At 67.8% G+C, this 15,211-nt stretch carries 13 protein-coding genes; 1 reads left to right on the top strand and 12 read right to left on the bottom strand.

The genetic code is table 11. The features are described 5' to 3' along the window. Positions 1-34: 34 nt before the first annotated feature. From fabG to GH664_RS07750, 12 genes are all read right to left on the bottom strand, one after another. Positions 35-775, bottom strand: a complete 741-nt coding sequence (gene fabG, locus GH664_RS07695; RefSeq protein ID WP_153167469.1) for a 3-oxoacyl-ACP reductase FabG — start codon at positions 773-775, stop codon at positions 35-37. A gap of 38 nt (positions 776-813) precedes the next feature. Further along, positions 814-2,382 carry an acyl CoA:acetate/3-ketoacid CoA transferase gene (locus GH664_RS07700; protein WP_228111425.1) on the bottom strand — a complete coding sequence of 523 codons (1,569 nt, stop codon included), beginning with the start codon at positions 2,380-2,382 and terminating at the stop codon, positions 814-816. A 35-nt stretch (positions 2,383-2,417) separates the two neighbouring features. Next, the gene (locus GH664_RS07705) at positions 2,418-3,338 is read right to left on the bottom strand and encodes a 3-keto-5-aminohexanoate cleavage protein (protein ID WP_153167471.1); all 921 of its coding nucleotides are present in this window, start codon (positions 3,336-3,338) and stop codon (positions 2,418-2,420) included. 34 nt (positions 3,339-3,372) lie between these two features. After that, complete coding sequence (locus tag GH664_RS07710) at positions 3,373-4,737, bottom strand: MFS transporter (protein ID WP_153167472.1); 1,365 nt, start codon at positions 4,735-4,737, stop codon at positions 3,373-3,375. Positions 4,738-4,929: 192 nt separating this feature from the next. Beyond that, positions 4,930-5,823: an alpha/beta fold hydrolase gene (locus GH664_RS07715; RefSeq protein ID WP_153167473.1), complete on the bottom strand. Its 894-nt coding sequence runs from the start codon at positions 5,821-5,823 to the stop codon at positions 4,930-4,932. Positions 5,824-5,902: 79 nt separating this feature from the next. Next, a complete protein-coding gene (locus GH664_RS07720; protein ID WP_194270351.1) occupies positions 5,903-6,823 on the bottom strand; it encodes a LysR family transcriptional regulator in 921 nt (306 codons plus the stop codon). A 37-nt stretch (positions 6,824-6,860) separates the two neighbouring features. Beyond that, positions 6,861-7,862: a ferredoxin--NADP reductase gene (locus tag GH664_RS07725; RefSeq protein ID WP_153167475.1), complete on the bottom strand. Its 1,002-nt coding sequence runs from the start codon at positions 7,860-7,862 to the stop codon at positions 6,861-6,863. A 12-nt stretch (positions 7,863-7,874) separates the two neighbouring features. Next, entirely contained in the window at positions 7,875-8,498 is a 624-nt protein-coding gene (locus GH664_RS07730; RefSeq protein WP_153167476.1) for an aromatic-ring-hydroxylating dioxygenase subunit beta, read from the bottom strand. Beyond that, entirely contained in the window at positions 8,495-9,829 is a 1,335-nt protein-coding gene (locus tag GH664_RS07735) for a Rieske 2Fe-2S domain-containing protein (RefSeq protein ID WP_153167477.1), read from the bottom strand. The genes GH664_RS07730 and GH664_RS07735 overlap by 4 nt, the downstream gene beginning before the upstream one ends. Positions 9,830-9,874: 45 nt before the next feature. Further along, positions 9,875-10,585 (bottom strand): type 1 glutamine amidotransferase, encoded by a 711-nt coding sequence (locus tag GH664_RS07740; RefSeq protein ID WP_153167478.1) that lies wholly within the window; start codon positions 10,583-10,585, stop codon positions 9,875-9,877. A gap of 57 nt (positions 10,586-10,642) precedes the next feature. Then, positions 10,643-12,121 (bottom strand): glutamine synthetase family protein, encoded by a 1,479-nt coding sequence (locus GH664_RS07745; protein WP_153167479.1) that lies wholly within the window; start codon positions 12,119-12,121, stop codon positions 10,643-10,645. Positions 12,122-12,394: 273 nt separating this feature from the next. Next, complete coding sequence (locus GH664_RS07750) at positions 12,395-13,507, bottom strand: alkene reductase (RefSeq protein WP_153167480.1); 1,113 nt, start codon at positions 13,505-13,507, stop codon at positions 12,395-12,397. A 147-nt stretch (positions 13,508-13,654) separates the two neighbouring features. Between GH664_RS07750 and GH664_RS07755 the strand changes: the two genes are divergently transcribed. After that, positions 13,655-15,211: a toll/interleukin-1 receptor domain-containing protein gene (locus GH664_RS07755; protein ID WP_194270352.1), complete on the top strand. Its 1,557-nt coding sequence runs from the start codon at positions 13,655-13,657 to the stop codon at positions 15,209-15,211.

Below are 15,211 nucleotides of genomic sequence, written 5' to 3' on the forward strand. Positions count from 1 at the left end.
ATTTCTCTCTTGGTGTTCTTTAAGGGGCGGCTACTTACAGCGACACGCCGCCGCTGACTTCCAGCGTGGCGCCATTGACGTAGCTGGCCTCGTCGCTGGCGAGGAAGGCATACACGTTGGCGAGCTCTTCCGGCTGGCCGACGCGGCGCATCCAGCACGCGTTCTTGATCTGGTTCATGACGTCCTCGGGCACCGTGTCGAGGATGTGGGTGGCGACCGAGCCGGGCACCACGGTATTCACGCGCACGTTCTTCGGCCCGAGTTCCTTCGCCCAGGTCTTGGTCAGGCCGATCACGCCCGCCTTCGACGCCGCATAGTTGCCCTGGCCGAAGTTGCCGTGCGTGCCGGCGATGCTCGAAGTGTTGATGATCGAGCCGGAACCCTGCGCCAGCATCGTTTGCGCCACCGCCTGGGTGCAGTTGAACACGCCCTTCAGGTTGACCGCGATGACGGCGTCGAACTGCGCCTCGGTCATCTTCACCAGGCGCGCGTCCTTGGTGATGCCGGCGTTGTTCACCAGAACGTCGATGCGGCCGAACTTCGACTTCACATCGGCGACCATGGCGTCGACGGTGGCGCGCTCGGTGACGTTGACCACATAGCCCGCGGCCTTGCCGCCGCTCGCCGCGAGGCCCTTGACCGCTTCGGCGACCTGCTCGGCATTCAGGTCGCAGACGATGACGATGGCGCCTTCCGCGGCGAATTTGTGTGCGGCGGCGAGGCCGATGCCGTTGGCGGAGCCGGTGATGATGCAGACCTTGTCGAGCAAACGCATGATGTGTCTCTCCGTGTTCCAGGTTCAGTTGGCGCCCGTCAGGTGCTGGCGTGCTTGTCGATGAGGGCCTTCAGGCCGCCCCAGTTGGCCTGGAACAGCGCCGAGTCCATCTGGCGCACGTTGTCCATCCTCGGCACGAAGTCCATGTGTTCCAGGATGTCGCGCTCGATGTCGATGCCCGGCGCGACCTCGATCAGTTCCAGCCCGTCCGCGCCGAGTTGGAACACCGCGCGCTCGGTGATGTACAGCACAGGCTGGCGGATCGTGCTCGCGTAGTGGCCGCTGAAGGTGATCTGCTCGACGTGGTCGATCAGCTTGCGGTTCTTGCCTTCCTTGATGATCTTCAGCTTGCCGTCCTCGACGGCCACCTCCAGCCCGCCCGCGGTGAAGGTTCCGAGGAAGGCGACCCGCTTGGCGTTCTGCGTGATGTTGATGAAGCCGCCGCAGCCCACCGCGCGGCCGCCGAACTTGCTCACGTTCACATTGCCGTGGCGGTCGGCCTGCGCCAGCCCGAGGAAGGCCATGTCGATGCCGCCGCCGTCGTAGAAATCGAACTGCAGCGAGTGCTCGACGATCACCTCGGGGTTGATCGAATGGCCGAATTCATGGCCCGACGCCGGCAGGCCGCCGACCGGCCCGGTCTCCAGCGTCAGCGTCAGTTGGTCCGCCACGCCTTCCTCCGCCGCCACCGCGGCCACGCCCTCGGCCATGCCGATGCCCAGGTTCAGCACGCTGCCGCGGGTCAGGTGGGTGGCGGCGCGCCGGGCGATGATCTTGCGCTCGTCGAGCGGCAGCGGCTCGAGGCCGTGCAGCGGGATCTTCAGGTCGCCGTTGAGCGCCGGGTTGAAGTAGGCGTTCTCCGACTGGCGGTGGTACTCGGGCTCGGCCACGTAGATGTAGTCCACCAGGATGCCCGGCACCTTGATCTGCTTGGGATGCAGCGTGCCGGCCTGGGCGATGCTCTCGACCTGGGCGATGACGATGCCGCCGCAGGCGCGCGCCGCCTGGGCGATGTTGATCGCCTCCATCAGCACGCCTTCCTTGTCCAGCGTGATGTTGCCGCGCTCGTCGGCCACCGTGCCGCGGATCAGGCCGACATTGACCTTGGGCGGCTTGAAGTACAGGAACTCCTCGCCGTCGAGCTCGCGCACCTCGACGAGATCCTCGGCGGCACGCGCATTGAGCTTGCTGCCTTCCTCGCGCGGATCGACGAAGGTGCCCAGGCCCACCTTGGTGAACAGCCCGCCGCGACGCCCGGCCACCTGGCGCGGCATCACCGACAGCACGCCTTGCGGCCAGTTGTAGGCCTCCACCTTGTTCTCGCGCACCAAGGCGGACAGCTTGGGTCCGCCCACGCCGTAGTGCGCTGCGACGATGCGCTTGACCAGCCCCTCGTGGGCCAGCCGCGCCATGCCCTTGTCCTTGAAGTTGCCTTGCCCCGCCGGGAAGTACCAGGACAGGTCGCGCGGATGGCCGCTGTCGAGGAAGCTGCGCTCGATCTGCATGAACGCTTCCTCGGCCAGGCCGGCCAGCATCATGCCGGTGCTGTAGATCGTGTCGCCGTCCTTGATGAGGCCGGGAACGTCCTTCGATTCGATGAATTTCACCACTTTCCATTCCTCCTTGATGGTGTCGCGGGCCTTCAGCCGAGCGCGAACTCGGGCCGCACCGGCGCCTTCTTCAGCGGCAGCCCCATGATCTCGCGGGCCTCGGCCGGCGTTGCCGGCTCGAACCCCATCTCGCGCACCAGGCGCACCGCGCGCTCGGTCAGGTGCACGTTGGTGGCGGGTTCGCCCTGCCGGTAGTACAGGTTGTCTTCGAGGCCGGTGCGCACATGGCCGCCCAGCAGCAGCGCGTTCATCGCCGCAGGCAGTTGCGCCGGGCCGATGCCGCTGACGCAGAAGATGCTGCCCTGGGGCAGCAGGTCGACCATCTGCTGCAGCACGCGCGGCGAATACGGCATGGCGTTCTGGAAGCCGCGGTGCACGTTGAGCACGATGTTGATGAAGTAGGGCGGTTCGTCGAACCCGGCCTCGATCAGCGTGGCGACGTCCTGCACGATGTGGGTCGGGCTGAACACTTCCCACTCCGGCTTGATGCCGCGCGCTCGCATGCCTTCGGCCAGCTCGCGGCAGCGCGACGGCGGCGTGTTCATCAGCAGCTCGCGGCCGCCGAAGCTGGCGTTGATCGTGGTGGGGTCCAGTGTGCACATCTCGGCGCCGGCTTCCATGCCCTTGATGCGCTCCTCCCACAGGATCTCCCAGTAGCCGTTCGGCATCTGCCGCACCATGTCGCCATGCACCCCGCCACCGGTGGAGTTGTTGATGACGATGTCGCACTTGTCGCGGATGCGCCGGTTGATGTCGCGGTAGATCGCCGGGTTGCAGGTGGCGCCGCCGTCGGGGCGGCGCGCATGCACCGCGACCACGCTGGCGCCGGCGTTGTAGCAGTCGTAGACGTCGCGCGCGATCTCGTCGGGCTGCGTCGGCAGGTGCGGGTTCTGTTCCTTGCTGGCCATGCCGCCGGTGGGGGCGATGGTCACGATGACCTTGTTCGGGCTCATGGGGGCGTTCCTGTGTGATCGAGGGGCGGGCGCTTCAGTGCGCGCCTTCTGGCATGGTCTCGCCGACCCGCAGCGCGCTCTTCGGCACGGCGACCAGCAGCGTGACGCCGCCCAGGCAGATCACCACCGTCATCGCCAGCAGGCCGGCAGACATGCTGCCGGTCAGGGTCTTGACCCAGCCGATGAAGGTCGGGCTGATGAAGCCGCCGAGAATGCCGATCGAGCTGATCGCGGCGATGCCGGTGGCGGACGCTTCGCGGCTCAGGTAGGTCGGCGGGATCGACCAGAACAGCGCGCAGGAGAAGATGAAGAACGACGCGATCGACAGCAGGATCATCGACGGCAGGAAGGCGCCGGCGGTGAAGGTGGTCGCATACAGTGCGACGGAGCCGATGATCAGCGTGCTCGCCACATGCCAGCGGCGCTCCTTGAAATGGTCGGAGCTGCGGCTCATCAGCAGGATGCCGATGGCACCGAAGCTGAACGGGATCGCGGAATACCAGCCCACCTGCGCCACGTCGGTGATGCCCAGGGCCTTGACCATGGTCGGCAGCCAGAAAGTGATGGTGTACACCGCGCAGGCGCAGGTGAAGTAGATGAAGGCCAGCAGCCACACCTTGCCGTCGGTGAGCGCGGCGCGCAGGCGGCCGTGATGCGACGGCGCGGTGTCGCCCTTGTGGTCGGCCGCCATCACCCGGGCGACGATTGCCTTGTCGCGGCTGCTGAGCCACTTCGCCTGTTCCGGCTTGTCGGCCAGCAGGAAATACACCAGCACGCCGATCAGCACGGTGGGGATGCCTTCGATGAGGAACATCCACTGCCAGCCGTGCCAGCCGCCGACGCCGTCGAAAGTCTTCATCAGCCAGCCCGACAGCGGCCCGCCGATCACGCCGGTGATCGGCATGCCGAACAGAAACAGGCCGGTGACGCGGCCGCGCCGGGTGCTGGGATACCAGTAGGTCAGGTAAAGGATGATGCCGGGGAAGAAGCCGGCCTCGAAGATGCCCAGCAGCAGCCGCAGGATGTAGAACTGCGTCGGCGTGGCGACGAAGGCGGTGGCGGCCGAAGTCAGGCCCCACAGCACCATGATGCGCAGGAAGCTCAGGCGCGCACCGATCCTCTCGAACCACAGGTTGCTCGGCACTTCGAACAGCAGGTAGGTGATGAAGAAGATGCCGGCGCCCAGGCCGTACACCTCATCGGAGAACTGCAGGTCGTGCTGCATCGTCAGCTTGGCGTAGCCGACGTTGATGCGGTCCAGGAACGCCGTCATGTAGGCGATCAGGATCACCGGAACGACGCGCCAGTTGATCTTGGACCAGACGGCATCCTGCTCCGTCCGGTTGGGGAACACCGCCGGCGATACGCCGAGCGGCACCGTTGCTGCGCCAGTTTGCATGCTTGTCTCCTCGCTTCGACTTGGATTTTTCAGCCGGTGTGGGCACCGGGTACTGCAGACGGTCGAAGTCTAGGAGTCGCGCTCGGCAGCCGCATCGGGAGCGATTCCCGAGCGGACTAAAGGAATTACCTAGCGTGCGGCTTCAGGCAATGGGGAGGAGCAAGGAGGGGCGAGGGGCGCTTGCCAGGCGTGCTAAGCGGCTTCTGCGTCGATGAAACGGAGCAGGGCGTCGGCGACCTTGCCGGGCATCTCTTCGGGAAGGAAATGTCCGCAGTCCAGGCCGTGCCCGATGACGTCGATCGCCTTTTCGCGCCACAGGGCGAGCACGTCGTAGGTGCGTCCGACGAAGCCCTTCGCGCCCCACAGCGCCAGCACAGGGCAGCGGATGCGCTTGTCCGCGTCCTCTGCGTCGTGGCGCAGGTCGATGCCGGCTGCCGCGCGGTAGTCGTCGCAGGACGCGCGGATCGCGTCCGGGCGGGAAAAGCAGCGTACGTATTCGGCCACCACCGCCGGGTCGAAGGCCGCGTCGTTGCCCATGCTCCAGCGCTGCAGGCAGCCGCGCAGCCAGGTCTCAGGATCGGCCGCGATCATGCGTTCGGGCAGGGGCGCCGGCTGGATCAGGAAGAACCAGTGGAAGTAGGCCGTCGCCAGTGCCTGGTCGGTCAGCGCGAAGGTCGTCGCAGTGGGAACGATGTCCATGAAGCACGCGCTCTGCACCTGCTCCGGATGGTCGAGACAGAGCCGGTGCAGCACCCGCGCGCCCCTGTCGTGGGCGGCGACGTGGTAGCGCGGCAGGCCCAGGGAGGCCATCAGCTCGGCGATGTCGCGCGCCATCGCCCGCTTGGACTGGTTGGCCGCATCCGCTTGCGACGGTGGCTTGCCGGAGTCGCCGTAGCCGCGCAGGTCCGGGATCACCAGCGAGAAGCGCGATTCGAGCAACGGCGCGAGCTTGTGCCACATCACATGGGTTTCCGGATACCCGTGCAGCAGCACCAGCGGCGGCTTGGCGGCGTCGAGCCGCAGGCGCACGTGCAGGTGGGTGTCGGCCAGCGGAATGTCCCTCACGACGTAGCCCGGATCGAACATGGCTTCTTCCTCTTTTCGTGGTGTTCGCCGCAGCCCGCTCGCGCACGTGATCGCGTCGAGCATGCAGGGCTGAGCGGCTTCAGACCGACATTTCGCGTTCTCCTTGCCGCGCGCTCAGGGCCGCACGCAGCATGTCGGCGAGATCGCGCTGCCAGGGCGCGCGCAGGTCGAAGCGGCTGATCATCCACAGCTCACCGACCGGGCCCGGGCGGTCCGGGCACACCGGGCGCAGGTCGCGATAGTCGCTCGCGATGATGGCAGGCATTATGGCCGCCCCCTGGCCCTGTTCGCACATGCGCGCCAGCATCAGCATGCTGTCGGACCACACCGCCACGTCTCCGCTCAGGCCGAGATCGTCCCAGCTCAGTTCGCCGTAGGCGAAATTGTGGTCGCTGTGGGAAAAGCGCAGGTTCATCGCCAGCAAGCGATGCCTTGCCGTTGCGGGGTTCAGGCCGTGTTCCTCCAGCCGTGTCAGGTAGGCCTGGCTGGCGTAGGCGTTGATCTGCAGGTCGCCGATCTTGCAGATACGCAAGGTGGCGCCACTGCGCAGCGGACGGGCGAGCCGGATGGCGATGTCGACCTGCTCCTGCTCGAGATCGACGAAGTGGGACTCGGTGGTGATGTTGAGGATGATGCGCGGATACTTTCGCTGGAAGTTGCCGAACACGTCGCTGAACAGGTGTGCGAAGGCGTCGAGCATGGTGATCGAAATGACGCCCGTCTCTTCCTGATGGGGGCGCGAGAAACAGCGCGCCGCTTCGTCCATGCGCTGCGCGGCCCTGACCAGCTCTAGCTGGTCGGGGGCCGCCTTCCAGCCGCGCTCGGTGCGCACGAACAAGGCACGGCCCATGCGCTGTTCCAGCGTGCGGATGCGCCGCCGCAGCGTGGAATCGTCGATGCGTTCCATTTCCGCCGCGACCGCGTAGTCGCCATGGCGATCCAGTGCCAGGAAGGCACGGATCAGATCCCAGGGAAGCTTGCTTACGCCTTCATCCGTCATCGGCCTTCCTGTCTGCGTGTGGCGGCGCCTCGACCGCTCAGGGGAAGCGCACTTCCAGCGTGTCGCCGAGCGCGCGTGTGCGGCAGGCGACGAGCCAACCGTCGGCGACGTCGTCCTCGTCCAGCACTGCATTGTTCAGGCGTTCGACCTCCCCGCTCACCAGGCGGCACATGCACGAGGCGCACTCGCCGGCCTTGCAGGCATATGGCACCGCGAGGCCGGCATTGAGCATTGCGGCCAGCAGCGATTCCTTGCCATGCACCGGCAGCGTCGTCGTGTTGCCGCCGAATTGTACGGTGAGCTGCGTCAGGCGTTCGCCACCGGCGTCGCCAGCGGGCTCATCGGGCGCGCTGTCGAACTCCTCGCGGTAGATGCGGGATGCGTCGAAGCCGGCCTGCGCGAGCCCTTCATCGACGCCGCGCATGAAGGGCTCGGGGCCGCACAGGTAGACGTCGCGATCCGCGCGGGCGGTTGCGAAGGCCGCGAGCTGCCCGGCCGAAGGCAGGCCGTCCTCGTCGTCGTGCCAGTACCGCACTTCCAGGCGCTCGCCGTGCCGGGTCTGCAGGTCCTCCAGCTCGCGCACCAGCATGGCCGACGCGCGGCTGCGGTTGGCGTAGAAGATCGACACCCGGGGCGCCCCCTTCTCGAGCGCCTGCCGGGCGAGCGAGAAGATCGGCGCGATACCGCTGCCACCGGCGAACAGCAGCACCGGCTCGCCCTCGCGCCGCAGCGTGAAGTGGCCTGCGGGCGGCAGCACCGTCAGGCTGTCGCCGGGCCGCGCGTGGTCGCACAGCCAGTTCGACACCAGGCCGCCCCGCACACGCCGCACCAGCACGTCGAGTGGGGCGCCCGGCGCGCTGGTGAGGGAATAGCAGCGCCACTGCCGGGCGTCGACGGGGCCCGCCGCGAGCGTCAGATACTGCCCCGGCTCGAAGCGGAAATCCTCGGCCAGCCCGGCATCGGGCTGGAAGCGCAGCAGCACGGCATCCGACCCCTGCGGGATGACGTCGCCGAGGCGCAGTTCATGGGCCTTTTTCATCGGTCCGGTCCCTCAGAGGAAGAACGAGTTGTTGCCCTGGGGCTCGTCGGGGTCGAGCAGGTTGACCTGCTTGAACGCCAGCCGCAGCGCGTCGCCGACGCGGCGCACGACGAAGCCGTACCAGCCGCCGAGCACGCGACGCTTGCCCGCACGCGATTCGGCCATCAGGAAGTTGCAGCGTACACGCCATTCGTCGCTGCGCCCCGGGCTGGCCCAGATTTCGAGGCCGCTGAGCTGGCGCGCGGTGCGCGACGCGGGCAACTGTGAATACGCCAGCCCGGTGCCCAGGCGCGCCACGCGGTCGAGCAGGCGCCGCCGGTCGTGGAACTCGAGGGTGATCTGCGCGCGCGGGTCGCCCGCCGGCCGGGTGGCGGGAATCCAGTACGCGCATTCGGGCGTGTAGAGGTCGAGCCATTCGGCGTAGGCGTGCTGGTCGAGCAGGCGCGACTCCACCGTCAGCAGCCGCTCGATCTCGGCGGCCAGCGCGGCATCCGGTCGTCCGGTGCGCTGGGTGGTCACGGCATCGAGGTCGAGCGAGACCTCGTTCAACCAACCATAGAACGCGTCGTCGACGTAGTTCGAGGCCGGCTGGTAGCGGGGGGCGGCGCTTGCCGCGGTGGCAGTGTCGTTCTTCATCGCGCAATCCTCGACTTGCTCGCCCGCAGCGTGGGTTCGGCGGCCATCAGGCGCTTCCACTGCGCGTAGTAGGCGCGCAAATGCAGCTCCGACGTGACCGGCCCGACGATGCGGCCCTCTTCGTCGGCGACATCCTGGCCGGTTTCATGGTGGCGGCTGATGTCGATCCATTCGTCTTCGGGGAAATTCACCAGCCCGCGGTGGCACTCCTCGAAATTGCCTGCGTCGTCCATCTCGCCCATGATCGGGAAGTCTTCCTGTGTGCGCATGCGCATCGTGTTGAGCGCATCGTCGGCATCGCGGCGCCGCGTCGCATGCCAGTGCATCGTCGTGCCGCCGGCGTTCAGCGGCTGGACGACCTGGATCTGGTTGCCGATCAGCAGCAGGTTGGGGAAGATGTTCAGGTTCATCCCGGCGCCGACCGCGCTCTCCAGCACGCGCTTGGCGTCCGCGTCGGCCACCGTGGCGCGCACATGGGCCTCGAACACTTCGCGTCCGGGCTGCGGTCGCTGCTGCTCCCAAGCCGAGTTGCCGTACATGTCCGGGCGCTGGTCGATGACGGTGTGGCCATTGCCCAGCGCGTAAAGCTTCATGCGCGAGCGGTCGGCATCGGCGAAGTAGGACATGTCGCCACCGCCGTAACGTGCGTTGGTCATCTGCAGCAGCGACTGGTGCGAGAACGGGACGTGATAGCCGTCGCCGGCGTTGTCGAACACCATCTTCCAGTTGCATTCGAGATGGAAGCGCTGCGCGCCGCCGACCATGATGTTGTCGGCGCCGCCCTGGTGCTCGATCCACTCGTCGAGGAAAGGTGCGGCAGCGCCGAGGTGGGTTTCGAGCGGCGGGGCGTCGGGGTTGAGCGTCGCGAACACGAAACCCTTGTACGAGGCCACCTGGGCCGGGCGGGCGAGATGCATGTCGCGCGCCTTGAATTCGGCGCCATAGGCCGTCTTGCCCGGGATGCCGAACAGCTGGCCGCGGTTGTCGTACTTCCAGCCGTGATACGGGCAGGTGAAGCTCGAGGCCTTGCCGCCGGGTTCCCGGCACACCGTGGCGCCGCGATGCGAGCAGCGGTTGGCGAAGACGTGGAGGGCGCGCGCCTCGTCGCGGGTCACGATCAGCTCGCGCGTCCCCATCCAGGCGCGGCGAAAGTCGCCCGGCTCCGGGAGCTCGCTTTCGTGTAGGAGGTAAACCCAGGTCGCCGCGAAGATGTTGTTCATCTCGCGCGCGAAGATGCTGGGGTCGGTGTAGATCGTGCGATGCACGCGATCATCCTGGATCAGCCAGTCCCATGACGGGCTGCCTGCTGCAAGCGGTAGAGGGTCGTTCATGTTCGTCACCGTCGATTCATGTTGCGTGAGTCGGCTGGGCTTGGGCTACAGCCGGCCTTGCGCCAGCAGGCGCTGCGAGAGGGCGACAAGGCCTGCGCGGCTCAACGTCAGCTCACATTCCTGTTCCACGCCCCGCCACCGCTCCGGGCTGAACTCGGCGCGATGCAGCGGCATGAAACCTTCCTGCAGGTCGCGGATGCTCATCTCGGGGTGGCCCTGGATGCCGAGGAAGCGGTCCCCGACCAGGAAAACTTCGTGCGCAATGGTCCTCGATGAGGCCAGCAGCGTCGCGTTGGCCGGCAGCGTCTGCACGCATTCGCCGTGGCTCGCGACCAGCACCGCGTCGCTATCGAGCTCCGGCCAGCGCTGCCGGTCGACGGCGGCGTCCCATGCGAGCTGCTCCACGCCCAGCCTGAAGCCACCGCCCGGGTTGCGGCCGACCTTGCCGCCGAGGGCGGTCGCCAAGGCCTGCGCGCCGAAACAGATGCCGAGCACCGGGCTGGCCGATGTCTCCGCGGTGCGGCGCAGCCATGCGAGCAGCCGCGCCACGAAGGGCGTCTGCACGTCATCGACGACCGACTTCTCGCTGCCGCTGAGCACGTAGCCGTCGTAGCCGGCTGCCGCTGCCTCGAACGCCGGGTCGGCCGGCGACAGGACGTCCCACTGCTCCCCCGGCTGGCGAAAGGTGTCCAGGAACATCTGCTGGAAAGGGGCTCCCAGACGCTCCGAACACCAGACGAGCGCGAATCTCTTCATGTGATTGTCCTTGTCCTGTAAAGGGCAGGGCGGACCCGGTGCGGGCCGCCCTCTGGATCACATCAGCTCGAAGTATTCGCGATGCTCCCACTCGGTGACGGCCTCCGACTCCATGCCGGCTTCCCCTTCGGCCGTCACGAAGCGCTTCCACTCGCTGCGGCGCAGGTGCAGCCAGTAGTCGACGAAGGCGTTGCCGAAGCTCTCGCGATACAGGGTCGAAGGTTCGAGCGCGTCCAGCGCGGCCGACAGGTTGGTCGGCAGGATGGTGACGTCGGCCGCGTACGGCGTTTCCTGCAGCGCGCCAGGGTCGACGTTGCGGCGGATGCCGTCGAGGCCGGCGAAGATCTGCGAGGCGAGGTACAGGTAGGGGTTGGCGGCGGGCTCGCCGACGCGGTTCTCGACGCGGCTGGCCGGGTCTCCGGGGGCGGAGATCACGCGCGCCATGGCGGCGCGGTTATCGACCGCCCAGGTGACGCGGTCGGGGGCGAGCGAATAGGGCCGGCGACGGCGATAGCCGTTGATCGTGGGGGTGGTGAAGCTGGACGCGGCGCAGGCATGCTCCAGCAGCCCGCCGACGTAGGCCCGGCCCAGCGGCGACAGCGGCTCGTCGCCGTCGGGAATGAACAGGTTGTGGCCGGTCTCGCGGTCGGCCAGCGACTGATGCAGGTGCCATCCCGAGGCATAGAAGCCGGGAATGCCGGGCTTGCACATGAAGCTGGCGAGGTAGCCGCGGCGCCGGCAGATCTGCTTCACCGCGTTGCGGAACAGCACCATCGTGTCGGCGACGTCCATGCCCGACATCACGTCGAAGGTGGTTTCCATCTGGCTCGGGGCCCACTCGTCCTCGATGCTGCGCAGCGGCATGCCTAGCGTCAGCAGATGGTGGCGGATCTCGGCCATGATCGGCTCGACTTCGTCGAGGTGGTTTTCCAGCAGGTAGGAGTAGCCCTTGGCGACCGGCATGACCTTGGGCGGTGCGGCGGGCGTGCCCGGGCCGCCGAGCGTGGCGGGCTCGAGGCAGGGATCGACGATGCGCGTCAGGTACCACTCCACTTCCAGGCCGGCCTTGAGCTCGTAGCCGGCTTCGGCGAGCTGCTTGATCGCCTTCTTGAGGATGGCGCGCGGGCTGAGCGTGAACGGCCGGCCGCTGCGCATGTAGAGGTCGGCCAGCATCCAGCCGGTGCGGTCGGCCCAGGGCAGCACGCGGAAGGTGCTCGGGTCGGGCACCATGACCACGTTCGGGCTGCCCGACAGCTCCGAGGTGCCGAAGCCACCGCCGGCCTCGAAGGGGTTGAAGACGATGGCGCTGGCGGTGTCGAAGAAGAACGGCGCCATGGTGATTTCAGAGCCGCTGGCGAACGCCGACTTGAGCGCCGCCACCGACAGCATCTTGCCGCGCAACAGCCCGTACTGGTCCGGCCACGACAGCCGCACCATCTGGATGCCTTCGCTCTCGATGCGCTCGAGCACGCGCTGTGCGGCTTCCCGTTGCTCGTCCGTCCACAGGCCGTGCTGCTCGATGAACTTCTTGCTCATAGTGTCTCCTCCGTATCGGTAGGCTTGTTTGTCTGCGCCTGTTGCTTTGTTTTGGATTGGGCGCGGACCGACTCTACGAGATGACTTTTTTTTGATACAGATCAAAACTGCGACTGGCGATTGCAGATATGCGAACGCATCTGCATGGGCGCGGGCGGTGGTGCGACGGGTCGAGCGCCGGTCGGGCCCGCCCGCCGCGTTGCCCGGACGGCTGGGCGAAGCGGCGTGGCGGTGTGGTGCGCGGCATTGCGCCGCGCGTTCCCCGGATGTGGATCAGCCCAGCGTCGGATAGTCGATGTAGCCCTTCTCGCCGCCGCCGTAGAAGGTGGTGGTGTCCCACGGATTCAGCGGCGCCTTCTCGCGCAGCCGGCGCACCAGGTCGGGGTTGGAGATGAAGGCCTTGCCGAACGCGACCATGTCGGCGCGGCCGCTGGCGACGGCGGTCTCGGCCATTTCGCCGTCGTAGGCGTTGTTCAGCATCCAGGCGGCCTTGCCGCCCGCCTTCGCATAGGCCACGCGCAACGCGGTGTAGTCGAACGGGGTGTCGCCCTGCTGGTAATCGCGCGCGCCGCCGGTCTGGCCTTCGATCACGTGCACATAGGCCAGGGGCCAGCGCGCGAGCTGCGCCACCACGTAGTTGAACAGCGGTTGCGGGTTCGGATCCGAGGCATCGTTGGCCGGCGTCACCGGCGAGATGCGGATCGCGCTGCGGCCGGCGCCGATCTCATCCACCACCGCCTGCATCACTTCCACCAGCAGGCGCGCGCGGTTCTCGATGCTGCCGCCGTAGGCGTCGCTGCGGTGGTTGCTGCCCGAGCGCAGGAACTGGTCGATCAGGTAGCCGTTGGCGGCATGCACTTCCACGCCATCGAAGCCGGCTTCCATCGCCGCGCGTGCGGCGCGCCGGTAGTCGGCGACGATGCCCGGAATCTCGGCGAGTTCCAGCGCGCGCGGCTGCGAGGTCGGGACGAAACCGCCGTTGCCGTCGGCATCGATGATGTAGGTCTTGGTCTTCGCGGTGATCGCCGACGGCGCCACCGGCGCGCCGCCGCCGGGCTGCAGCGAGGTGTGCGACACGCGGCCGACATGCCACAGTTGCGTCACGATTCTGCCGCCCGCGGCATGCACCGCGTCGGTCACCCGCTTCCAGCCGGCGACCTGCTCGGGCGCGTACAGCCCCGGCACGTCGGCATAGCCCTGGCCCTGCTGGCTGATGGCGGTGGCCTCGGTGATCAGCAGGCCGGCGCTGGCGCGCTGCGCGTAGTAGGTGGCGGTGATCGGTTGCGGGATCGCGTTGGGCGCGCGGTTGCGCGTCAGCGGGGCCATCGCGATGCGGTTGGCGAGATGCAGCTCGCCGGTGTCGATGGGGTCGAACAGCGTCGTCATGTCGAACGTTCTCCACGGGTAGGGCAGCGGTCGCGTCCGCCGCGCCGCGGCTGGCGTCGCGCGGGGCGAAATATTGACTATGCTGCCAATGTAAATGGGACCGCAGCGCGGGCCGGCGCGCCTCGCCGCGCGGCACGCGCCGCTGGCGTGAAGCCGGAAGTATCGCCGAAGGGGACGGATGCGACCATGGGGGTGGCGGGCGGATTCACTCACGACCTGTTCGTGAGCTACGCGCATGCCGACGACGAGCCGGTGGCGGGAGCGGAGCAGGGCTTCGTGTCGCAACTGGTGTCCGACCTCAGGAAGGAGGCGGGGCGCAAGGTCGGCAGCGCGCTGGACGTGTGGTGGGACCATCACAAGCTCGCCGGCGACAGCCCGGTGACGCCCGAGATCGTGCAGGCGGCCGCCGGTGCAGCGGCGATCCTGATGGTGGTGTCGCTCGCCTACCTGCGCTCGGAATGGTGCGGGCGCGAGCGCTCCACCTTCCTTGCGGCGCTGAACGCACGCGGGGGCGGCGGCGGCGTGTTCATCGTCGCCATCGAGGATCTCGACCGCAGCCGGCTGCCGCCCGAATTCCAGGACCTGATTCCGCACAACTTCTGGAAGAAGCTCTCCGACGACCGGACCTCGCGACCGCTGCGGGTCGATTTTCCGTCCGACCGCGAGCTCTATTACGACCGCCTGTCGCAGCTCGTGCAGAAGGTGGCCGACCATCTGAACCGGATCACCCGGGCGTCCTCGCCGCCCATCGCGGTGCCGGGCGTCGTGCCGCCCCCGCCCGCCGGCGAACGTCCGCCGCCACCCGGCAGCGGCGCGCGCGCCCGGCCGGGTGGCGAAGAAGCCGCCACCCTGGTGCTCGCCGAAGTCACCGACGATCTGGTGCAGCGGCGCGAAGAGGTGAAGGCCTACCTCGAGCAGCTCGGCTTCGACGTGCTGCCGAAGAAGCGCTATTCGCGTGACGACCTCGACCTGCATTGCCGGCAACTGCGCGACGATCTGGAGAAGTCGCAACTGTTCGTGCAACTCCTCGGCCCGCTCGCCGGCGACAGGACCGATTATCCGAAGGGCATGGCCTGGTTGCGCTACGCCACCGCGCTGCCGGTGCTGCCGACCGCGCGCATCGTGCAGTGGCGCGACCCGCAGCTCGACGTCGGGCAGGTGGCCGACAGCGATGCGCGCGACCTGCTGGCGCTGCCGACGGTGCGCAGTTGCGGCCTGCAGGAGTTCAAGCAGGCCGTCGCCGCGCTGCTGCAGCACAAGCCGCGCGAGCGCGCCGCACCGGCCCCCAAGTGCCTGTTCGTCAATGCCGACCTGCTCGATCGCGGTTTCGCCACCGAGATCGCCAACTGGCTCACCGGGCAGGGCTACATCGTGCTCGAACCGCCGGCCGCCGCGGATCCGGCGGCGTGGCGCGAGGAGTGGGAGACCAATCTGAGCCTGTGCCAGGGCCTCATGCTGGTGTATGGCAAGACGCGGCCGTGCTGGGTGACGCAGCAGTTCCTGCAGAGCAGCAAGATCATCGCGCAGCGCGAGGTGCCGATCGAGCTGCTGTCGATCTGCGTCGGTCCGCCGCCACCGGCGGCGCCCGACCACGACAAGCTCGAAGAGCTGAGCCTGCATTACGCGCCGATGAAGTACTTCCGTTGCGACAGCGGGGTGAATCCGGCCGAGCTGGCGCGGATCGGCGAGTTCCTCGGGGGCTGA

This window comes from Thauera sp. 2A1, assembly GCF_009469595.2.
Classification (GTDB): Bacteria; Pseudomonadota; Gammaproteobacteria; order Burkholderiales; family Rhodocyclaceae; genus Thauera.